We start from the raw sequence: 21,099 nt of genomic DNA on the forward strand, positions 1-21,099 counted from the left end.
CCCGCACCACGCGCCCGGCCCGGCTCCCATCCAACGCGTTCCTCCCCGCCAGCCAGTTGCCTGCCTCACCCTCGCCCGCACACGCACCACCGCGCGCCAGATGCGACCCACGGCGACACCGCCCCGCCCCGGCTCCGCTGCACCGCATCCGAGCTGCTCGACCGCCTCACCGTCGAGGGATGGCAGATCACAGCACCCCGGTTCGTGTGCGGCACGTTGGCATCGACGAACACCACGCACACCACCTCGCGTGACCCCGCGCGCCGCAGCCTCCGGCGTCTCCTGGAGGAGGAGTCTCTCGGGCCGTACGGGTGGCTCGCGGAGTCCGGTGCCCTGCGCACCCGGCTGGTCGGCGGACGCAGCCGGTGGAAGGCATTGCCGATGACGATCGACTCGAAGCTGTCCGGCCCGGCGGGCAGGTCCTCGGCGCCGACGGTGATCGTACGAATGTGGGCCGCGCCGACGGCGATCGCCTTGGCGCGGACCACTTCGGTCATGCCGGGTTCGGCGTCCACGCACCACACGTCCGCGAACGAGGCGCGCAACGGGAAGGCGAGTTGGCCGGTGCCGCATGCCAGGTCCAGCAGACGCCCATGCCCCGAGGGGGCTATCCGGCGTACGAGATCGGCGATCATCGCGTCGGGGTAGGGAAGCCGGAACCGGTCGTAGTATCCGGCCGTACCGCGGTACAGATCGGGCTCGAACCTCACGTCACCGGTCATGGGACCACCCGCCATGTTGTGGCCAACAACAGATCTTCTCCGCTCGACGGGCGAAGGCCGTCGGTCCGATCGGCGAAGTAGCGTGCGGCGAGGGCGGTTCCCGACACGTGGTGGACGCCCTTGAAGCCGGCCACACGGGCCGGCGCGAGCATCTCCTGCGGGGTGTAGAAGCTGATGAACGGCGTTCCGGCCGCGGTGAGGTACATGTTGACGCCGGTGCAGGCGATGACCGTCGGTCGGCCGGTATCGAAGCCGGCGTCGGACAGCCGCTCCCACCAGTCCGTTCCCACCAGTCCGCACCCGCCTCGAAGTCGACCGGTACCAGTCGCAGCCAGTCGGGGATCCCGTAGCCGAGTTCGATCAGGCGTCGGCGCTTCCAGGCCTGGGTGCCCGGCTGGTCGATCTCGAACACCCTCAGGCGGGCGGCGATCTCTGGCCTTGCGCGGGGCGAAGGTGTCCAGACCGGCGCCCAGCACGACGTACTGGGCGACGCCGTGGCCGACCTGCTCGGCCACCTGGTCTTCGATGAACCGGGCCCGGGCCACGATGGCCGCCCGGAACCCGCTGGTGCCCCGCGGGTCCATGTCCGGGCGGCGCCGCCGTCCCTCATCAGGTGCCGCCAGGCGCACCCCGATCTCGTCCTCGATCACGTGGGGCGGCGAGTCGACCCGCACGTGCATCGCCCGCCAGAGGGCGACGCGCACCGCGGTGCTGTCCGGCACCTCGCTCCGCTCGTCCGCCACGATGCCCCTCTCCTCGCGGTCGGTCTCCGAGTCGGCCGGGGACGACCGCGGCACGGGTTCCCTGCGCGCCGGGCGACAGCGTCGCGATCAGTCGGGGCCACGACCATCCCACGCGCCGGGGCCTCAGTAGCCGAAGCTCGTCGTGTAGGCACACTCGGTGTAGATGTAGCCGGACCTCAGCTTGGCGGTGTCCGAGGCCGGGGACTTCCCGGTTCCGCTCCGGGCCTTGTGCACGAAGTACGTGGTGCCCGCGGGCAGTCGGATGGTCCGTTGCGGATAGTTCTTCCCGCTGTCGTTGCACGGTTTGAAGCCTCGCACCAGCGTGCTGGCGAGGGAGTACGACGTGCAACTCCCGCAGGCATCGAGCGGGAAGCTTCCCGTCACCGGCCCCGTGTACATCACGGTGATGTCGTCGGGGCTGTCGTTCTTGACGGTGACGGTGATACTGCCGCCGGATGCCGTCGTGGGCAGTCTCTTGCCCGCGGCGGGCACCGTCTGGGCGATTTCCGCCGCGATGGCGATCTTCTGGGCGCGGGCTCGGTTCGTGTGGTGCGGATTGTTCTTGACGAAGTCGTTCATCGTGGTGACGGCCTCGTCGAAGTTCCCGTCCCTGTACTGGTCCACTCCGCAGGCGTACGTACCCGACTCCGCGGTCCTGTCGGCCCGGTCGGCGTCCTTGCGGAGGTCCGCGGCCACACCCGCCTCTTCCCCCGGCAGCGCACGGACCTGGGTGCCCAGGCTGTTGAGGTGCTGGACGGCCGTGCAGGGATCGCCGCCGGCCACCTGTTTCACGGCCTTGTCGACCGCCGCCTTGACCGTCGGCTCCACCTTCGCGGCCGACGCGGACCGCGGGAACGTCGTCAGGAGATCGCTGAAGTGCGTGGTCCAGTTCGCCTCGCCACCGCTCAGCGACCGCGACGCGCACTCGTAGAGCGAGGTCGCCAGCCGATCGTCGGGCCACGTGGACAGTGCTCCGAGTTCCCGCTTGCCCATGGTCCCGGGTACGGTGCGCAGGTACTTCAAGGGCGCTATGGCGTCGCAGTAGTTCTTCTGGTCGAAGGGCGCACCGACCGTGGCGTAGTACGTCTTGAGCCGGTCGGGGACCCGAGCGGCCGCGCGGGAGCCGGGATGGTCGCCGCGCAGGCCTCGATAGACCGCCAGTGCCCGGCGGTAGGCGGCCTCCGCCGTCGCGAACGGCTGCTTGCCGGCGGTCTGGACGAGCTTGTCCGCCCGCTCCAACCGGTCCATGAGCATCGCCTCGGTGGCCTCGTCACGCGCGCCGTCGTACAGGACGACGCCTCCGGTCGGCACGGCCAGAAGGACGACCCCGAGCGCGATCGCGAGCCAGGCGCGCGGCGGCCACAGCAGACGGGTCCGCAGCCCCACGACCGCGCCATGAACGGCCGCGAGACCGAGGAAGACCAGGTAGGCGACGACAGCTCCGGCCGGGACGCCGTCCGGGTCCGCCGGCAGGGCCACCAAGAGCAGCAGCGCGGTCGCGACCCAGCACAGCGCCATGAGTCCCCAACGGCGCACCAGCGCATAACCCAGGCCCAGTCCGCACAGGTTCAGCAGTGCCACCGCGGCCGCTCGCAGTCCGTCAGCCGGAGCGGGCGGTGGTGCGCTCGGCATCGGCGGTACGACGAATCCGGCGCGCGGGCCGTTGTTGTCCCAGGACATGACGGCTCCCCCAGTCAATCACGCCCGAAGTTCTATGACTTGTCAGAGTACGTTCAATCGTTCGGTCGCGACAGACTGTGCGCCGCGACCGTGCGGGCACACGGGAAAGCGGACTGTCGCCGTCGGGGATCACCTGCCGTCGTCGAGGATCACCCGGTCGATCACTACTAACTTTTGATTGGCCAGTCCAGACTGATAAACCTATTGTTATTACTTGTGCAGGTGGATACAGAAACAGGTACCGATCACACCCACGGACCGAGCGACACCGTCCGGCTCGCCTCCGACCTTCGCCTCGCCGTGGGCCGCATGACCCGGCGACTGCGCCAGGCCCACGCCGTGGGGGACGTGTCACTCTCCGGCGTCTCGGTGCTCGCGCGGCTCGCCGCCGACGGCCCCAGCTCCCCGGGGTCCCTCGCCGACCTGGAACGCGTACGGCCACAGGCGATGGCCAGCACGCTCGCCGTACTCGAACAGCGCGGGCTCGTCGGTCGCGGCCCCGACGCGGCGGACGGGCGACGGATCATCGTGGCGATCACCGAGGAGGGACGGGCCATGCTGGCGGAGCGGCGCTCCGAGTCCGTACACCGGCTCTCGGCCGTCCTCGACGAGTTCACCCCGGAGGAGCGCGGGACACTCGCGTCCGCCCTGCCCCTCCTCGACCGACTGGCGGAACGGCTGTGACCGCGCGCACCTCGCGCTGGACGCGCCGGAAGGACACCCCTGCGGGCCCCGGCTACAAGTGGGTCGCCCTGTCCAACACCACGCTCGGTGTACTGATCGCCACGATGGACGCCTCCATCGTGATCATCTCGCTGCCCGCGATCTTCCGCGGGATCGGGCTCGACCCGCTCGCGCCCGGCAACATCGGCTATCTGCTCTGGATGATCCTGGGCTATCTCCTGGTGTCGGCCGTACTCGTCGTCGTCCTCGGCCGACTCGGCGACATGTACGGCCGGGTCAAGATCTACAACCTCGGTTTCCTCATCTTCGCCTGCGCCTCCGTCGCGCTGTCCCTCGACCCCTTCCGGGCCGGCGCCGGTGCGATGTGGCTGATTCTCTGGCGCATCGTGCAGGCCTTCGGCGGCTCCATGCTCACCGCCAACTCGGCCGCGATACTCACCGACGCCTTCCCCACCCGGCAGCGCGGCATGGCCCTCGGCATCAACCAGATCACCGCGCTCGCCGGCCAGTTCCTCGGTCTCCTCGCCGGCGGCCTCCTCGCCGCCGTCGACTGGCGCGCGGTGTTCTGGGTGAGCGTGCCGATCAGCATCACCGGCACCATCTGGTCGTACCTGAGCCTGCGCGAGACCGCGGCGGGGCGCCCCGGTCGCATCGACTGGCTGGGCAACATCACCTTCGCCGCCGGCGCCGGAATCCTGCTGGCCGGCATCACCTACGGCATCCAGCCCTACGGCTCCGACGCCACCGGCTGGGGAAATCCGTGGGTGCTCAGCGGCCTGATCGGCGGCGTCGTACTGCTGCTGCTCTTCTGCTACGTCGAGTCGCGCGTCGCCGACCCCATGTTCACCCTGTCGCTGTTCAAGATACGGGCGTTCGCCGCGGGCAACCTGGCGGCGCTGCTGACCGCGATCGCACGCGGCGGGCTGCAGTTCATGCTCATCATCTGGCTGCAGGGCATCTGGCTGCCCCTGCACGGCTACGCGTTCGAGGACACCCCGCTGTGGGCGGGCATCTTCATGCTGCCGCTGACGCTCGGCTTCCTGATCGCGGGTCCTGTGTCGGGGTACCTGTCGGACCGGTTCGGCGCCCGGATGTTCTCCACGACCGGCCTGGTCGTCGTCGCGGTCTCCTTCCTCGGGCTGCTCGCGCTGCCCATCGACTTCGACTACGGGCTCTTCGCGGCGCTGCTCCTGCTCAACGGGCTGGGCCAGGGCATGTTCTCCGCGCCGAACACGTCCTCGATCATGGGCAGCGTGCCGCCCGAGTACCGGGGCGTCGCCTCGGGGATGCGCTCCACGTTCCAGAACTCGGGCACCGCCCTGTCCATCGGTGTGTTCTTCTCCCTGATGGTCTCCGGACTGGCCTCATCCCTGCCCGCGGCGCTCAGCAGCGGCCTCCAGGCGCACGGCGTACCGGCCGGCACCGCCGAGCATGCCGCGTCACTGCCGCCGGTGAGCACGCTGTTCGCCACGTTCCTCGGCAACAATCCCGTCGAGCACCTGCTCGGATCCGGTGGAACCCTCACCCACCTCACCGCGGCCCAGCACGCCACCCTGACCGGTCACACCTTCTTCCCACAACTGGTCTCCGGCCCGTTCCACCACGGACTGGCCATCGTGTTCAGCGTCGCCGCGGGCATGGCGCTGGTCTCCGCCCTCGCCTCGGCCCTACGCGGCGGGCCGCGTCCCGCCCAGGACAACCCGCCGCGGAGCCGACCGCCCACTGTGGCCGGCCCGGCACCGACGGAACAGCGCCGGAACAACGCACCCTCGTAGGAGCGGGTCGTCGCCCAAGCCGGCCGTGCGACGCCGGTACGGGCGGTCCGCGAACGGCCGTCGACCGCTTCCAGGCGATCTCAACCGGCGATCTCCACGCTGAGTTGAGAGCCCAGTTCCTCGAAACCCAGTACGGCGGCGACACGTCGGGAGGCGGGAGGCCGCGCGCGCCACTGCGGCAGGAGTCCGGCAGCGAGGGCATGCGCGACCGTCGCCGAACCCGTCACCCGCGCCAGCCCTCGTCCTCGCGCTCCTGGCGCCGTCAGCACGCCGATGTGCGCGGTCCGACTCGGCCAGGCCCGATACCCGGCAGCGGCCACCACCTGCCCGTGTTCTCGGACCACGAACACGGGCGACGTGATCTCGTCAAGTGCGGCCTCGCCGGCGTCCTCACGACCCGCCGCCCGCTCCAGAAGCCGCAGTTCCGGGTGACTGGCCGGCAGGTGCTCGACCGTCGACGCACCGGCGTCCACCGGACGGAAGGCCTCCGCAGACACGTACGACAGCGCTGCCGGCCCCAGCACCTGGGCCACGGGCAGCACCTCCCGGACCGCAATGCCATCCACGACGTCTTCGACCGGCAGCCCCGCCACTGCGTCGCGAACGATCACGGCGGCACTCTCGCTCGGCACGGTCACGATCGCCGATCCGCCCAGGGCGACCACTCCGACCCAGCCGACCGGGCACATCCCGGACTCCGGGGAGACCACCACGTTCACACCCCCCGTCGGCGCGAACGACACCGGCACCCGGGCCAGGCCCTCCCACAGCCCACGGGCTCTGACCAGCAGCGGTTCCCTCGACATGACCCCCATCCTGCCAACATGCCCCAGCTCCCACGATCGTCCGGTGACGGTTCATGTCCACAGGCCGGGCGACAGTGTGCGCCTGCTGCTCAACGGTGCCGAGGTCCCGACGAGTTGACGGCGGTCGCCGGCCGCGATGGCGAGGAGATCGGCCGCATACCGGAGGAGGGAGTCGGGGTCACCAACACCGGGCTCACCGCCGCTCGTTCGGAGGGGTTTCCCTGCGTGGTGTCGCCGCTCTGTCTCCGAATCCCCGCGGAATTGTCCGTGATCGGTAACGGACGCATCCCCCCGGCGGCCCATCTCCGTCCTCCCGGGTGCACGAGATCCACGAGGACGACGAGGAGTGGGGCGGACATGTCGCGGCATGGGGGACGGGGTTGGCACGGGCGGGTTCTCGCGGCGGCGGTCGGGGTGACCGCGGCGGCTGCCGCCACCTCGTTGTGGACCGCGCAGGCCAATCCCGTCGAGGGGCAGCACACGCCGGCCGGCAGCTCGGCGCACTCCAGCGCGCCGAACGCCGGGTCCAAGGCTCCCGGCGGGACGCCGGTGTCGGTGGACATCGCCCATGCCTCGGACCGCGGGGCCCGCGGTGTCAACATCACCATCGACGACGGACCGGACCCCACGTGGACGCCGCAGGTCCTCCAGGTGCTCCGGGACAACGGCGTGAAGGCCACGTTCTGCATGGTGGGCACCCAGGCCCAGGCCCACCCGGACCTCGTCAAGGCGGTGGTGGCCGCCGGGCACCGGCTGTGCGACCACACCGTCTCGCACGACACCACCATGGACAAAAAGTCCCAGGCCTACCAGTCCCAGCAGATCCTGGACGCCGAACGCATGATCACCCAGGCCTCCGGAGGCGTCCGGCCGCAGTACTACCGCGCCCCGGGTGGCGCCTTCACCCCCTACAGCCGCCACCTCGCCGCCTCCCACGGCATGCGACCGCTCGGCTGGAACGTCGACTCCAAGGACTTCGAACACCCCGGCACGGGCGCCATCGTCGCCACCGTCAAGAGCGAGATCTCCAACGGCCCGACCGTCCTCTTCCACGACGCCGGCGGGGACCGCTCCCAGACCGTGGCCGCCCTGCGTGAGATCCTGCCCTGGCTGAAGCAGCAGGGGTACTCCTTCGGCTTTCCCGTGCGCTGAGTACCCGTCACTCGTCCTCTCGGCGGGTGAGTCCGGCCTTTCAGCGGGTGAGTCCGGCCTTTTCGCAGGCGGGCCGGAGCTCCGCGGTGCAGATCTCGTCGACGCTGTACATGCCGTCCTTGAGGATCGTCGGCTTGATCCTGTCCACCGTCACCGCGCTCGGCGTGAGCAGGACGGAGGGGATGTGCCTGGTGGTGGGACTGTCCGTCGTCGTCGTGGCGATCCCGCGGTGGTCCTCTCCGCGTCCCAGGGCGACGGCCATGGCGGCGGCCGCCTCGGCCTCCGCCTTGAAGGGTTTGTAGACCGTCATGTACTGCTCGCCCCTGACGATGCGCTGCACGGCGTCGAGGTCGGCGTCCTGACCGGTGACGGGAGGAAGGTCCTTGACCCGGGCGCTCTTGAGAGCGGAGATGACACCCGCGGCGATGCTGTCGTTGGCCGCCAGGACACCGTCGATCCGGTCCGGGCCCAGGGCCGCCATCGCGGCGGACATGTTGGCGTGGGCGCTGTCCGTGCTCCAGCCCTGGGTGTCGTACGCCCTTCCGATCCTCACCTTGCCGGAGACGACGGACAGTGCGCCCCTACGGAACCAATCCGCGTTGGGGCTGGTCGGATCGCCGTTCATCATGACGACGTTTCCGCCGTTCGCCTTCTCGCCCATGGCCTTCAGGAGCGCCTCGCCCTGGAGCCTGCCGACCTGCGCGCCGTCGAAACTGACGTAGCCCGAGATCGGGCCTTCGGCGAGCCGGTCGTAGGCGACGACCGGGACACCCGCCTCGTGCGCCTCCTGGATCGAGGAGCGCAGCGCCCTGGTGTCGGTGGCGTCGAGGATCAGGACCCTGACCCCTTTGGTGATCATGGAGCTCATCTGTTGCCGCTGCCTCATCGCGTCGTTCTGGGCGTTGGCGTACTCCAAGGTGCAGTGGGGGCACAGTTGCTTCAGCCGCTTCTCGATCAGCGGTTTGTCGGACCGCTCCCAGCGGGGGACGGTTCGGCTCGGGAGCAGCAGGCCGACGGTGAAGCCGTCCTTGCCCCTCTCCTCTTCCACTTCTTCACAGGCGGCCAGGGACGTCGTCATGAATCCCGCGACGAGCACCGCGACGACGTGCCATGTACGGGTCCTCATGGCAGACCCCCTCGCTCCGTCCGGGGCCCCGAATCCACGTGCGCCTGCTCGCAGTGCGGCACGACGAGCTCGCTCCACACCTGCTTGCCGCCGGCCACCGGCACGGAGCCGAAGGACTCCGACATCGCTTCGACGAGCAGCAGACCTCGGCCGCCGGTCGCGTCCCAGTCCACGATCACCGGCTTGGCCGGGGCACGCGGCGAGCAGTCGCTCACGCTGACCCGCACCCGGTCTCCGCGGAGCATGAGGTCGACGCGGACGGGGCCCTGAGTGTGCACGAGGCCGTTGGTGACCAGTTCCGACACGACCAGCAACGCCGTGTCGGTCACTTCTTCGACCTTCCACCGACGCAGCGCGCGTGCGGTGAAACGGCGTGCGTGCATGACGGCGTCGGGCAGCCGCCACACCGCCCAGCCGGCCCGTATCGGTCGGGTCTTCATGCCGTCGTAGCGCAGCAGCAACAGCGCCACGTCGTCCTCACGAGGGTCGAGTTCGCCGAGCAGTTCGTCGGCCATTTCCCCCGGATCCGCCGGATCAGCCGCGGCGAGCGCGGTGCGGGTCCGGTCCATGCCCTCGTCCAGGGGCAGGTCGACGGCCTCGACCAGGCCGTCGGTGACCATGACGATCACCGTGCCGGGGGCCAGCGCGCAGGTGGTCATGGGGAACTCCGCGTCCGCGAGGATGCCCAGCGGGAGTCCGCCCTCGACCTGTACCTCCTCGGTCCTGCCGTCGGGGTGGCGCACCAGCGGTGCGAGGTGCCCGGCCCGTACGAACAGGGCGTTGCCCTCCTCCATGTCCAGCTCGGCGTAGCAGCAGGTGGCGAACAGATCGGTCTCCATACCGACGAGGAGCCGGTTGGCGTGCGAGACGACCACGTCGGGCGGATGGCCCTCCACGGCGTACGCCCTGATGGCGGTACGCATCTGGCCCATGATCGTCGCGGCTCCGGCGCTGTGTCCCTGCACGTCGCCGATGACCAGCGCCACCCGGTCCTCGGAGAGGGCTATGACGTCGTACCAGTCACCGCCCACCTGCAGTCCCCGCTTGGCGGGCAGGTAGCGGGCGACGGCCGTCCCCCCGGGCAGCTCGGGCAGGCGCCGGGGCAGGAGACTGCGCTGCAGCATCGTCGCGAGCTCCTGTTCGGCGTCGTGTGCGCGCGCACGTTTGAGGGCCTGTCCCACCAGTGCCGCGGTGGCGGTCAGCAGGAACCGCTCCTCGGGGACGAACTCGTGCGGCTGGTCCCAGCCGACCAGGCACACGCCGGCGACCCAGCCTTTGGCGGGGAGCGGCAGGACGGCCAGACCTCCGGCGCCGATGCCCGCGAGTCCGGGTTCGAGGGCCGCGGTGGTGGGCCACAGATCCATACGTCCGTCCCGCAGAGCCATCTGAAGGGTGGGCAGGGCGCTGACCGGTGCGTCGGGCCACTCCGAACGCCACTCGGAACGCCACCACTGCGGCCAGGCGGCGGGCTCGGGCGGATCGAGCACGGTGACGGCGAGCCGGTCGTCCTGCAACTCGGCGAGCGCCACCCGGTCGGCGCCCAGTGGCTCACCCAGCGCGGTGACCACCACCCGGCTGACGTCACGGACCGTTACGGCATCGTCGAGTGCGGCAGTCAGCCACTGGATCCTGGACACGTCGTCGGCGCTCTGCCGCAGGACCGAGGTCGCCGTGACCACCCCCGCCACCCGCTCCGGCCGGCCGTCGAGGCCGGCCACCACCTGGCAGCTCAGGCTCAGCCAGCGCATCTCACCGGTCGGGCAGCGGACACGGAACTCCAGTTCCCGCCGGCCGACCGTCTGAGTGGAGGGCTCCAGGACCGACATCAGCGCGTGCATATCCTCCGGGAGGGCATGCGCGAGCAGGGTGTCCGCCTTGCCGTCGAAGTCATCGGGCGTGATGCCGGCCAGCTCGAGCAGCGTCTCGTCCGCCTCGATCAGGCCGGTGTCCGGCGTGATGACGAAGGAGCCGACGCACATACTCCGCAGGGCCGGACTCAGTAGCGGCGACGCAGCGGGCGGGCCGGTTCCTGTCCGGAGTACGGCGACGACCGCGTCGGCGTACTGCTCCAGGAAGCGCCGTTGTTCGGCCTCGAAGCCGTCCGTCGAATCCCCCACGACGACGAGGCAGCCCAGCCGCCGGTCCTCCGTCCCGAGGGGCAGCGCGGCGAGCGACGTCTCCGGCCGCGGGGGCGTGGGCCCGCCCGTGGAGTGGGAGGCGAGTGCCGCGGGAGTCAGCCACAGTGGCCGGCCGGTGCGAAAGGTGTGCGCCGCGGGTGAGTCACCGGACAGCGGCAGACGCTCCGGCAGCCCGTACTCGCAACGGGCGCATCCGGCCGTTTCCACCAGCCGAAGCTCCTGATTCCCGGCACCGGGCAGATAGACCGCTGTCAGCGCCGCCCCCACGAATGTCAGGGCCCGCTCGCTCGTGAGCGCCTCCGGCACCGGAGGCTTTGAACCGGTGTCGGCGGCGTCGGCCTCGCATGCCCGTGGCTCCGAGACCCCGGTCCGGGCACGGCCGTCATGAGGCATGTCGGCGACCTACCTCCCGTCGATGCGTCAGGTGCCCACGGATGGAAATCCGGCACCCGCACACCAGAATCGTATATGGGTATCAATAGGACATATTCCTCAGCCGGTGTCACACTTACGACGTGGTCGTCCTGCCACCGGGCCCTCGCCGCGCGAGGTGAAGGACAGGGAGGTCTCTCGCATGAAGGCCTGCATTCGGGGCGCGGCCGTCGTCATGACCGCGATCTCGACGGCCGTCGCTCTCACGGCCTGCGGGCACGACGCAGGGAACGGCTCCAGCGGTGGCAACAACCTGACGATCGGTCTGCTGCTGCCGGACGCCGCCACGTCTCGTTGGGAGACACAGGACACGCCACTGCTCACGAAGAAGATCATGGAGCTGTGTCACGGCTGCAAGGTCGAGCACGTCAACGCCAAGGGCGATGTGGCCACCCAGCAGGAACAGATGGACTCGATGATCACCAGGGGGGTCGATGCCATCGTGCTCGTGGCAGTCGACTCCAGATCGCTCGGCGTCGCGGTCAAGAAGGCCCATGCGGCAGGTATCCCGGTCATCGCCTACGACCGTCTCTCCGAGGGCCCGATCTCCGGTTACACCTCCTTCGACGGCGAAGAGGTCGGCAGGCTCCAGGGCAGGGCACTGCTGAAGGCGATGGGCGACAAGGCGCGCACCGGCGCGATCGTCATGATGAACGGCGATCCCGGCGACCCCAACGCGGTGGCGTTCAAGAAGGGCGCGCTGTCCGTGCTCAACGGGAGAGTGAAGATCGGCAAGGCGTACGACATCCTCCAGTGGCGGCCGGAGACCGCGAACCTCGACATGTCCGGCGCCATCTCCGCCCTCGGCGTCTCCACCATCCACGGGGTCTACGCCGCCAACGACGGCCTCGCCGCCGGCAGCATCTCCGCCCTCAAGGCGAACAAGGTCGCCCCGCTGCCTCCCGTCACCGGGCAGGACGCCGAACTGGGAGCCCTGCGGCGCATTGTCGGCGGCGATCAGTACATGACCGTCTACAAGCCCTTCGCACCCGAGGCTGCCGCCGCCGCGGCCATGGCCGTGGCCGCGGCCCGCCACGAAAACCTCGACCGCGTCGCCACGGGCACGGTGAGGACCCGCGACGGGAGGACGGTTCCCGCCGCCATGCTCACCCCCGTGTCCGTGACCGCCGGCAACATCAAGAACACCCTGGTGAAGGACGGCATCTACACGGTCCGGCAGATCTGCACCCCCCAACTCGCGGCCGCATGCGGCAAGGCGGGGCTCACCTGACAGGCAGGTGCCGAGCAGGTCCGGGCCCCGGGAAGGAGATGGTGACCGTGCCGACTCCCCCCTTGCTAGCGCTGCGTGGCGTGTGCAAGCGCTATGGGGTCGTCGAGGTCCTCACCGACATCGAACTGGAGATTTACGCCGGCCAGGTCGTCGCTCTTCTGGGGGACAACGGGGCCGGCAAGTCCACCCTCGTCAATGTCATCTCCGGCGTCGCCCCCGCGGACAAGGGCACCATCGAGTGGGAAGGCCGGGCGGTCCCCATCAAACGCCCCCACGACGCCCGGGACCTCGGTATCGCCACCGTCTACCAGGACCTCGCGCTGTGCGGGAACCTCGATGTCGTCGGCAATCTCTTCCTCGGGCGCGAGATCCGCAGGTTCGGGTTCCTCGACGAGGTGGAGATGGAGCGCCGTACCAGGCACCTGCTGGAACGCCTGACCAAAGGTGTCCCCGATCTACGGGTTCCCACCGTCTCACTCTCCAGTGGCCAGCGGCAGACGGTCGCCATCGCCCGCTCGCTCCTCTGCAACCCGCGGGTTCTCCTCCTGGACGAACCGACCGCGGCTCTGGGATTCGAGCAGACGCGCGAGGTCCTGGACCTCGTCGACCAGCTGCGCGACCGCGGCCTGGGAGTACTGCTCATCAGTCACAACATGGGCGACGTCAAGGCGCTCGCGGACCGGGCCGCCGTGCTGCGGCTCGGTCGCAACAACGGCTTCTTCGACGTGAACACCGCATCCCAGGAACAGATCATCTCCTCCGTCACCGGCGCCACGGAGAACGTGCCCCACCGCATGGCCTCCCACGAGTCGGGGTGGTGAAAGGGATGCGCAGGACGGCGGACAACGCTCGGGCCGAACCCACCGCACCCGACGCCGAGGCCCCGGCGCCCCGCCGCGGGCAGGCCGTCGTCCGTGCCGTCGCCCGTGTCGTCGATCGCTGGGCCGCCGGCGCCCGGCGCAAGCTCAGCGCCGGCGAACTGGGCTCACTGCCCGTCGTCCTCGTCCTCGCCGCGGTCTGGATCACCTTCCAGTCCCTGAACCAGAGCTTCCTGTCGCCCCGGAACCTGTCCAATCTCAGCGTGGACGTCGCGGGCACCGGCCTCATCGCGGTCGGCATCGTCTTCGTCCTGCTGATCGGTGAACTCGACCTGTCGGTCGGCTCGATCAGCGGTCTCGCGGCGGCCGTCTTCGCCGTTCTCAACGTGAACAACGGCGTGCCCGAATGGCTTGCCGCCATCATCGGGGTGCTCACGGGTACCGCGGCGGGAACCGTCCAGGGCTTCTCCTTCGCGAAAACCCGGGTGCCGGCGTTCGTCATCACGCTCGCGGGGCTGCTCACCTGGAACGGCTTCATGCTGTACATCCTCGGGGCCAGCGGCACCGTCAACCTCGACGAGAACGGGCTCGTCGCCAAGCTGACCAGTTACTACTTCACCAATGACGCCGTCGCCTACGGCCTGGCGGCGATCGCCGCGGCCACGGTCTTCCTCGTGTGCTACCAGGGCAGGCGGCGCCGCAAAGCCGTCGGCATGCCGTACCGCTCGCTGCGGGGAATCGTGGCGCGCACCGGAGTACTCACGGTGATCGCGTTCACCGGAGCGTATCTGCTGAACCGTTTCCAGGGCCTGCCGCTCGCCCTCCTGATCTTCCTCGTCGTGGTGGCCGGCCTGGACATCGTGCTGCGCCGCACGCACTACGGGCGGCAGATCTACGCACTCGGCGGCAGCGTCGAGGCGGCCCGTCGCGCCAGTCTCAGTGTCACGGGGGTGCAGACCGCGGTGCTCGCGATCTCGGGCACCATGGCCGCGATCGGTGGTCTGTTCCTGGCCTCGCGCATCACCTCGGTGAGTCAGAGTTCGGGATCGGGCGTCCTGCTGCTCAATGCCATCGCGGCAGCCGTCATCGGGGGCACCAGCCTGTTCGGAGGACGCGGCACGACCTGGTCCGCCGCGCTCGGCATGCTGATCATCCAGTCGATCGCCTCGGGCATGGCGCTCACGGACACCCCCGCTGCCGTCCAGTTCGTCATCACGGGCGGGGTGCTCTTCGCCGCGGTGGTCATCGACTCGCTGTCACGCCGCTCGCAGAAGGCACACGGGCGGGCTTGACGGGTGCGGCCCGGGATCACCGTTCCAGGTTTGGCTACGAGCTACGAGGCTGCTGTGAATTCGTGCGGCGTTTGAACGCTACCGTGCTCGCCTGCGTATGGGACGGGGGATTTCCATGCCTGGCCTGCCACGGGACGTAGGAGTACACACGTGAGACGCAACACGCGCAGACGCCCCATGGGGGCACAGCGTGCAACTTTTGCCGCAGCCGCACTGATACTGGGCGGAGGAGGGCTCGTAGCGGTCAATGTCTACGCTTCAGCGACCGAGAGCGGCTCGGCCGGTCAGGCGAACCCGAACAACCAGACCTGGGCATCGGGTGCCGCCACGATCGACTGTCCGGACGTGGGCAGCAAACTCGCCGAGGTGCCACAGCAGGCGAGGGCGGAGGTCGACAAGGAACTCGCCCTTCTCGACCAGCAGGTCTCCGAGGCGTACGCACGAATGACCTCGGAGCAGTCGGCCAAGGCGCAGGACGCGGACTTCCTCCAGAACGCGATCCTTGGTCCGCTGAAGGAGAAGCGGGGCGCGGTCATCGACCGCATCAAGACCGACTTCAAGAACGCGGGCGCCGAAGCCCCGAACTCGATCGACGATCTGGCCACCTGCACCGCGGTCCCCGCGGACCAGACCCAGAACAACGCCGGTGGTCAGAACGGCGACGGCCAGCAGCAGAACAACAACGGCGGCCAGCAGGGCGGGCAACAGGGCGGCGGCCAGCAGGGCGGCGGCGCCGGCGCCGTCAGCGGCCCTGTCGCAGCGGACTTCGTGGACATCACGACGCTCCAGCCGAACGTGCCGCAGAAGCCGGGCGGCGGCGACAACGCCTCGACCGGTACGTTCACCAGTTCGTGCGGTGTGAACGCCAACAAGAAGTTCAACACCGACAACGTGATCGTCGCCCCGGGTGTCACCAACGGCGCCCATCACCTGCACGACTACGTCGGCAACCAGTCGAACGACGCGTTCGCCACGAACGACGATCTCGCCAACGCCGAGACCACGTGCCAGAACCAGGGCGACAAGTCCACGTACTACTGGCCGGTGCTCCGAGTGCAGGACGGTACGCAGGAGTTCGACGCCGACAAGAACGGTGGCGGCCTGGAGGGCAACGTCGGGAAGGTCCTGCAGGCGAAGCAGGCGCATATCGAGTTCATCGGCAGCCCGCAGAGCAAGGTCGTCGAGATGCCGACGTTCCTGCGCATCATCACGGGCGACGCGAAGGCGTTCACCAACGGCCCCGCGAACGCCAACGCCCACTGGAGCTGCACCGGCTTCGAGGACAAGGTGCAGCTGACGGACAAGTACCCGATCTGTCCCCAGGGCAGCAGCGTGGTGCGGTCGTTCGCCTTCCAGAGCTGCTGGGACGGTCAGAACATCGACAGCGCCAACCACCGCACGCACGTCGCCTTCGCCGACGCCAACGGCAACTGCGCGGGCGGCTTCAAGGCGATCCCGCAGCTGACGATGCGCCTGATCTACGACGTTCCGGCGCCGACCCTCGAGAACGGCCAGGCGAAGAACCCGTACGCCGTGGACGGGTTCCCGGAGCAGGTGCACAAGGCGATCACCGACCACGACGACTTCATCAACGTCTTCGACGCATCCCTCATGCGGGAGATGGTGGACTGCATCAACGCCGGTCGACAGTGCGGCGACGGTGCTGGTGGAGGGGCCGGCGGCGGTGACGGTGGCAATGACGGTGCTGGTGGCGGCGGTGGCGGTGCCGGCACGGGTGAGCCGTCGCAGGACGAGCCGTCCCCGAGTCCTGACGCATCGTCCGGCGGCGACGACGCAACAGCCTCCGCAACCCCCACGGACACACAGACCACGCAGCCTCCGGCCAATACGCCCGGCACCACCGAACCGACGCGCGGCGGCCAGACCACCGGTGCCGGCACCGGCGACACTGTCGTCGTACCCAAGGCGGACACGTCGCCCTCGGCCGCGGCGAGCGACACGGCCGCCGCGCCGCAGGGTGGTGCGCCCGAGCACCAGGGCAGCGAAGCGACCCACCGCCCGCAGACGCCGGCCGCGGGCGCGGACGCCCCGTCCACGCAGGCGACAGCGCAGGAGACGTCGCAGGCAGGTTCGCAGTCCCAGTCGCAGTCGCAGTCGCAGACCGAACCGCAGGCGGTCACCGGCGATCTGGCCGACACCGGCACGAACCTCTGGCCGGCAGCGGCCGGAGGGGTTCTCGTGATCGCGGGCCTGGTGCTCCTGCGCCGCATCCGGCGCGGCTCCGTGTAACAACACCCCTGGGCCGCACTCACCGCGCCGCCCGTATCCGCACACCGCGGGTACGGGCGGCGCGGTGTTGCGCCGTTCCCGGCCACCCACTGACGGGCACTCCGGCGCGCGGTCGACGTCGCCAGGGAATCACCTGGGCCTCGGCGGTCTGATCCACCCCAGCGACCGCTCGACGGCGCGCTGCCAGTTGTCGTATTCCAGGTCCCGCCGCTCGGGGTCCATGTCCGGCAGCCACTGGGCGGCCCGGTGCCAGTTGCGGCGCAGCACTTCCAGGTCCGGCCAGTAGCCGGCGGCGAGCCCCGCGGCGTAGGCGGCGCCGAGGGAGACCGTCTCGGCGACCATGGGCCGCACCACGGGCACATCGAGCACATCGGCCACGAACTGCATGAGCAGGTTGTCCGCTGTCATGCCGCCGTCCACCTTGAGCTCCTTCAGCGCGACCGAGAAGTCGGCGTTCATGGCGTCGACGACCTCGCGCGTCTGCCAGCCGGTGGCCTCCAGGACGGCTCGGGCCAGGTGTCCCTTGGTGATGTAGGAGGTGAGACCGACGATGACACCGCGTGCGTCGCTGCGCCAGTGCGGTGCGAAGAGACCCGAGAACGCGGGGACGATGTAGCAACCGCCGTTGTCCTCGACCGTCCGCGCGAGCGTCTCGATCTCCGGCGCGCTGTTGATCAGTCCCAGACGGTCACGGAACCACTGGACCAGCGAGCCGGTGACGGCTATCGATCCCTCCAGGGCATAGACCGGGGGCTGGTCCCCGATCTTGTAGGCGACGGTCGTGAGGAGTCCGTGCCGGGACCGCACGAGATCGGTACCGGTGTTGAGCAGCAGAAAGCTGCCCGTTCCGTACGTGCACTTCGCCTCACCCGGTGTGAAGCAGGTCTGGCCGAACAGGGCGGCCTGCTGATCACCGAGGGCTGCCGTGATGCGGACACCCGGGAGGACCGAGCGGGCATCCCCGTAGCCCTCGGCCGAGGACCGGATCTCGGGCAGCATGGGGCGGGGAACCCCGAAAAACTCCAACAGCTCCTCGTCCCAGGTGAGGGCCCGGATGTTCATCAGCATGGTGCGACTGGCATTGGTGGCGTCGGTGATGTGCAGGCCACCGTCCGCGCCCCCGGTGAGGTTCCAGATCAGCCAGGTCTCCATCGTGCCGAACAGCACCTCGCCGTCCTTGGCGCGTTGATCCAGTCCGTTCACATGGTCGAACAGCCAGCGGATCCGCGGTGCCGAGAAATAGGTCGAGGGAGGCAGACCGCAACGCTCGAGAAAGAACTCGTCCCCGGGCTGGTTTCTCAGGTCCTCGACGAGCGGTGCCGTACGCGTGTCCTGCCAGACGATCGCCCTGCCCAGCGGCGCACCCGTCCGCCGGTCCCACAGCACCGTCGTCTCGCGCTGATTGGCGATACCGATGGCGGCGACCTCTCCCGCGCCGACACCTGCGTCGGAGAGCGTCTCGGGCATGATGCGCCGCAGATTGCGCCAGATCTCGACGGCGTCGTGCTCGACCCAGCCGGGCTTGGGGAAGTGCTGCTGATGCTCCCGCTGGACGACCGACACCAGTCGCCCGTGGTGGTCGAACAGAATGCATCGGGTGGAGTTGGTGCCCTGATCGATGGACATCACATACCGTTCAACCATGATCCGGTCTGCCTTCCGATGTGTCGAGGAGGCGGGGTTCTCCTAGCGCGCTGCTCCCAGATCCCTGGAGATCGCCCGTGCGGCCTCGCGGAGCAGGGTGATCAGGTTCGGCCGGGGACGGCCGTGGCTGTCGCAGATCCTCTCGACCGGGCCGGAGAGGCCGACGGCACCCACGACGAGGCCGCCGTGCCCCCGGATCGGCGAGGCGATACCGGCTTCCCCCATGCTCATCTCCTGGATCTCCGCGGCCCAGCCGACTTCCCGGACCCCGGCGAGCGCCCGGGTGAGCTTCTCCGGTACGACCAGGGTGTGCCGGGTGTAGGCCTCCAGCCCGGCTTCCGAAGCCGACTCGAGGGACGCGGTCCCGTACGCCAGCAGCACCTTGCCCAGCGAGGAGGCGTGCAGAGGCAGCAGTGAACCCACGTCCAGGGTCTGGAGGGTGTCGTCCGGCCGGAACACGTGGTGGACAACGAGGACCTGGCCCTCGAAGGGGGTGCCCAGGCGGACCGCTTCCCCACTACGGGCGGCCAGGGCATCGGCCCAGTTGATGGAGCGCGATCGCAGCTCATTGATGTCGAGGTAGCTCGTGCCGAGGTGCAGCAGCGCCGCGCCGAGCTGGTACTTTCCCGTCGACGCGTCCTGCTCCACGAAATCCACGTGCTGGAGGGTGCGGAGAATGCCGTGCGCCGTGCCCTTCGCCAGCCCGAGCGAGGCCGCCACCTCGCCGAGCCCGAGTCGACGGGGCCCACCAGCGAGCAGACGCAAAATCGCCGCCGCCCGTTCGATCGACTGGACTGGGCCGGCCATGAGGCGAGCCTAGTACCGCCACGGAGGGTTCGCTTTACGTGCAGGCCACCACCGGTTCATCACCGGGTGAAGGTGAGCGTTCGGTAATGGCGACCGCCGTTCATTGACCCACCCCACTTCGCTTCCTACCGTTCACTGAGGCCCGGCAACGCGCGCTGAGGCTCGGCAACCGGCCGACAGCGCTCACCGGAGGAGAAGACATGGCGGCACAGCTCAATACGATGCTTCGGGAGGCGGTCGAACACGTCGGCCCGCTGCCCCACGCCGCCGAGGTCGTCTCGGCCGCACGCCGGCGTGCGAAGGCGGTCCTCGCCGACTGGGACGTGTCCTGCGAGATCGTCGAGGACTGTCTCCTGGTGGTCTCGGAGCTGCTCACCAACGCGATCGTCCACGCCCTGCCCCCGGCGGAGCTGCGGCTGTCCTGGGTGCGGGCCGAGGGGCTCAGCACGCTGCGCATCGAGGTCACCGACGCGGGATCCGCGCTTCCTGCCGGCCAGTCACCCCCCGGAATCGATCCGGACGAGCACGGCCGGGGCCAGGAGATCGTCCACGCGCTGGCGACTCGGCACGGCATACGTGTCCACTCCGGCGGGATCACCCGGTGGGCCGATCTCGTCGCACCCTGAGAGCACACCTCTCGCTGACGAGAACACATGCCTCATTCCCTGCCAAGCGAGCTCTGCCTGTCAGCCGTGTCGGCGCAGGTCGTGGAAGAAGTCCTCGATGACGTGGAGATGCCCGGAGCGGGCCGTCTCGTTGTAGACGTAGGTGCCGACGGCGAGGTCGAGCACACCCAGTCCGAAGGGTGAGAACACCAGGGGTCGGTCGGTGGGTGGTGTCACTCGGCCGGTCATGACGTCGGCGAGTGTTCCGTGCAGGAAGTCGCGGTTGCCGGTGAGCTGCTCGGCCAGATGGGGTGACGTGTCGGCCTTGAGGCAGTGGTCGACGTCGTCGACGATGTTCGCCGAGGCGAGGATGATCTCGGGTGCGAGGTCGCGCAGGGACACATGCAGGACCAGGGGGTTGTGGTCGAACCAGGCCGGGTCGCCGATGTGCGGCTCGCCCGCGATGGTGGCGAAGACGACGAGGTCGCTGGAGCGGATGACTGCCTCGGCACTCTCGTGCACGGTGACCTGTCCCGCGGCGTCGCTCTGTAGGACGTGGTCGCGGAAACCGGCGGCGCTGTCGCCGGACAGGTCGTAGACGCCGGTCTCCTCGAAGGACCATCCCAGGGCGGTCAGGAAGGTGTGGATGTAGCGGGCGATCAGGCCCGTACCGAAGAACCCGACGCGGGTGGGGCGCAGCCGGTTGCGGGTGAGGTGGTCGGCCGCCAGCGCCGCCGACGCGGCGGTTCTGGTGGCGCTGATGATGGAGCTTTCCAGGCAGGCGAAGGGGTAGCCGGTGTCGTGGTCGTTGAGGATCAGGACGGCGGAGGCCCTGGGGATGCCGGCCTGGACGTTGTCGGGGAAGCTGGAGATCCATTTGATGCCGTCCACCGGCGCCGGTCCGCCGATCGAGGCGGGCAGCGCGATGATCCGGGCGGTGGGTCGGTCGGGGAAGCGCAGGAAGTAGGACGGGGGGTTGACCGACTCTCCGGCGGCATGCAGGTGATAGGTGGCCTCGACGAGGTCCACGATCTGCTTCTCCCGGTCCTGAAGGGCGTGCTGGACCTGGGCGCCGGAGATCACTGCGAAGGTCGGCACGAGGTGCGGCTGGGACATGACGGGCTCCTGTGCGAGGGAACGGACGGTGGTCATACGGCGCTCACCTCGCCGGTCAGCGGCCACCCGGCCGCGGTG

At 69.5% G+C, this 21,099-nt stretch carries 16 protein-coding genes and 1 pseudogene; 8 read left to right on the forward strand and 9 right to left on the reverse strand.

Annotated features, from left to right (window positions below):
• Positions 1–65 precede the first annotated feature (65 nt).
• The 3 genes and pseudogenes from OG798_RS05620 to OG798_RS05630 form a co-directional block, all read right to left on the reverse strand.
• Complete coding sequence (locus OG798_RS05620; protein WP_328756459.1) at positions 66–722, reverse strand: class I SAM-dependent methyltransferase; 657 nt, start codon at positions 720–722, stop codon at positions 66–68.
• Positions 719–1,465: pseudogene (locus OG798_RS05625) on the reverse strand (class I SAM-dependent methyltransferase). Before OG798_RS05625 ends, OG798_RS05620 begins: the two are co-directional and overlap by 4 nt.
• Positions 1,466–1,588: 123 nt before the next feature.
• Complete coding sequence (locus tag OG798_RS05630; RefSeq protein ID WP_328756460.1) at positions 1,589–3,145, reverse strand: hypothetical protein; 1,557 nt, start codon at positions 3,143–3,145, stop codon at positions 1,589–1,591.
• Between the two features lie 222 nt (positions 3,146–3,367).
• Here OG798_RS05630 and OG798_RS05635 point away from each other — a divergent pair, with 222 nt between their 5' ends.
• Positions 3,368–3,829, forward strand: a complete 462-nt coding sequence (locus tag OG798_RS05635) for a MarR family winged helix-turn-helix transcriptional regulator (RefSeq protein WP_328756461.1) — start codon at positions 3,368–3,370, stop codon at positions 3,827–3,829.
• Positions 3,830–3,933: 104 nt separating this feature from the next.
• Entirely contained in the window at positions 3,934–5,604 is a 1,671-nt protein-coding gene (locus tag OG798_RS05640; protein WP_413253635.1) for an MFS transporter, read from the forward strand.
• A gap of 80 nt (positions 5,605–5,684) precedes the next feature.
• On the opposite strand, the gene OG798_RS05645 is transcribed toward OG798_RS05640, so the two are convergent.
• The gene (locus tag OG798_RS05645) at positions 5,685–6,410 is read right to left on the reverse strand and encodes a GNAT family N-acetyltransferase (RefSeq protein ID WP_097226947.1); all 726 of its coding nucleotides are present in this window, start codon (positions 6,408–6,410) and stop codon (positions 5,685–5,687) included.
• Positions 6,411–6,767: 357 nt separating this feature from the next.
• Here OG798_RS05645 and OG798_RS05650 point away from each other — a divergent pair, with 357 nt between their 5' ends.
• Entirely contained in the window at positions 6,768–7,562 is a 795-nt protein-coding gene (locus OG798_RS05650; protein ID WP_328756463.1) for a polysaccharide deacetylase family protein, read from the forward strand.
• Between the two features lie 40 nt (positions 7,563–7,602).
• Here the strand turns inward: OG798_RS05650 and OG798_RS05655 are convergent, their stop codons facing one another.
• Positions 7,603–8,688, reverse strand: coding sequence for a sugar ABC transporter substrate-binding protein (locus OG798_RS05655; protein ID WP_095856780.1), 1,086 nt, complete (start codon positions 8,686–8,688; stop codon positions 7,603–7,605).
• On the reverse strand, positions 8,685–11,219 hold the full coding sequence (locus OG798_RS05660) for a SpoIIE family protein phosphatase (RefSeq protein ID WP_121417536.1): 2,535 nt from the start codon (positions 11,217–11,219) through the stop codon (positions 8,685–8,687). Before OG798_RS05660 ends, OG798_RS05655 begins: the two co-directional genes overlap by 4 nt.
• A 181-nt stretch (positions 11,220–11,400) precedes the next feature.
• Between OG798_RS05660 and OG798_RS05665 the strand changes: the two genes are divergently transcribed.
• The 4 genes from OG798_RS05665 (at position 11,401) to OG798_RS05680 (ending at position 16,849) form a co-directional block, all read left to right on the forward strand.
• Positions 11,401–12,489, forward strand: coding sequence for a sugar ABC transporter substrate-binding protein (locus OG798_RS05665; protein WP_121417535.1), 1,089 nt, complete (start codon positions 11,401–11,403; stop codon positions 12,487–12,489).
• Positions 12,490–12,527: 38 nt separating this feature from the next.
• Positions 12,528–13,310, forward strand: a complete 783-nt coding sequence (locus OG798_RS05670) for an ATP-binding cassette domain-containing protein (protein WP_121417534.1) — start codon at positions 12,528–12,530, stop codon at positions 13,308–13,310.
• Positions 13,311–13,315: 5 nt separating this feature from the next.
• Positions 13,316–14,599, forward strand: coding sequence for a sugar ABC transporter permease (locus OG798_RS05675; protein ID WP_328756464.1), 1,284 nt, complete (start codon positions 13,316–13,318; stop codon positions 14,597–14,599).
• A gap of 177 nt (positions 14,600–14,776) precedes the next feature.
• A complete protein-coding gene (locus OG798_RS05680; protein WP_328759991.1) occupies positions 14,777–16,849 on the forward strand; it encodes a DUF1996 domain-containing protein in 2,073 nt (690 codons plus the stop codon).
• A gap of 129 nt (positions 16,850–16,978) precedes the next feature.
• Here the strand turns inward: OG798_RS05680 and glpK are convergent, their stop codons facing one another.
• Together glpK and OG798_RS05690 are read right to left on the reverse strand one after the other, a co-directional pair.
• Positions 16,979–18,493: a glycerol kinase GlpK gene (gene glpK / locus OG798_RS05685; protein WP_095856774.1), complete on the reverse strand. Its 1,515-nt coding sequence runs from the start codon at positions 18,491–18,493 to the stop codon at positions 16,979–16,981.
• Between the two features lie 42 nt (positions 18,494–18,535).
• On the reverse strand, positions 18,536–19,300 hold the full coding sequence (locus OG798_RS05690) for an IclR family transcriptional regulator (protein ID WP_097226939.1): 765 nt from the start codon (positions 19,298–19,300) through the stop codon (positions 18,536–18,538).
• A 200-nt stretch (positions 19,301–19,500) separates the two neighbouring features.
• Here OG798_RS05690 and OG798_RS05695 point away from each other — a divergent pair, with 200 nt between their 5' ends.
• Complete coding sequence (locus tag OG798_RS05695) at positions 19,501–19,926, forward strand: ATP-binding protein (protein ID WP_121417531.1); 426 nt, start codon at positions 19,501–19,503, stop codon at positions 19,924–19,926.
• Positions 19,927–19,986: 60 nt separating this feature from the next.
• On the opposite strand, the gene sbnB is transcribed toward OG798_RS05695, so the two are convergent.
• Positions 19,987–21,057: a 2,3-diaminopropionate biosynthesis protein SbnB gene (gene sbnB / locus OG798_RS05700; RefSeq protein WP_183127576.1), complete on the reverse strand. Its 1,071-nt coding sequence runs from the start codon at positions 21,055–21,057 to the stop codon at positions 19,987–19,989.
• Between the last annotated feature and the right edge of the window lie 42 nt (positions 21,058–21,099).

It is taken from the genome of Streptomyces sp. NBC_00271 (genome assembly GCF_036178845.1).
Classification (GTDB): domain Bacteria; phylum Actinomycetota; class Actinomycetes; order Streptomycetales; family Streptomycetaceae; genus Streptomyces.

Coding starts and splice junctions, on each gene's coding strand:
- OG798_RS05620 (WP_328756459.1), bottom strand. CDS start 722: ATGACCGGTGACGTGAGGTTCGAGCCCGATCTGTACCGCGGTACGGCC.
- OG798_RS05655 (WP_095856780.1), bottom strand. CDS start 8,688: ATGAGGACCCGTACATGGCACGTCGTCGCGGTGCTCGTCGCGGGATTC.
- OG798_RS05675 (WP_328756464.1), top strand. CDS start 13,316: ATGCGCAGGACGGCGGACAACGCTCGGGCCGAACCCACCGCACCCGAC.
- sbnB (WP_183127576.1), bottom strand. CDS start 21,057: ATGACCACCGTCCGTTCCCTCGCACAGGAGCCCGTCATGTCCCAGCCG.
- OG798_RS05630 (WP_328756460.1), bottom strand. CDS start 3,145: ATGTCCTGGGACAACAACGGCCCGCGCGCCGGATTCGTCGTACCGCCG.
- OG798_RS05665 (WP_121417535.1), top strand. CDS start 11,401: ATGAAGGCCTGCATTCGGGGCGCGGCCGTCGTCATGACCGCGATCTCG.
- OG798_RS05670 (WP_121417534.1), top strand. CDS start 12,528: ATGGTGACCGTGCCGACTCCCCCCTTGCTAGCGCTGCGTGGCGTGTGC.
- OG798_RS05640 (WP_413253635.1), top strand. CDS start 3,934: ATGGACGCCTCCATCGTGATCATCTCGCTGCCCGCGATCTTCCGCGGG.
- OG798_RS05660 (WP_121417536.1), bottom strand. CDS start 11,219: ATGCCTCATGACGGCCGTGCCCGGACCGGGGTCTCGGAGCCACGGGCA.
- OG798_RS05695 (WP_121417531.1), top strand. CDS start 19,501: ATGGCGGCACAGCTCAATACGATGCTTCGGGAGGCGGTCGAACACGTC.
- OG798_RS05650 (WP_328756463.1), top strand. CDS start 6,768: ATGTCGCGGCATGGGGGACGGGGTTGGCACGGGCGGGTTCTCGCGGCG.
- glpK (WP_095856774.1), bottom strand. CDS start 18,493: ATGGTTGAACGGTATGTGATGTCCATCGATCAGGGCACCAACTCCACC.
- OG798_RS05680 (WP_328759991.1), top strand. CDS start 14,777: ATGGGGGCACAGCGTGCAACTTTTGCCGCAGCCGCACTGATACTGGGC.
- OG798_RS05690 (WP_097226939.1), bottom strand. CDS start 19,300: ATGGCCGGCCCAGTCCAGTCGATCGAACGGGCGGCGGCGATTTTGCGT.
- OG798_RS05645 (WP_097226947.1), bottom strand. CDS start 6,410: ATGTCGAGGGAACCGCTGCTGGTCAGAGCCCGTGGGCTGTGGGAGGGC.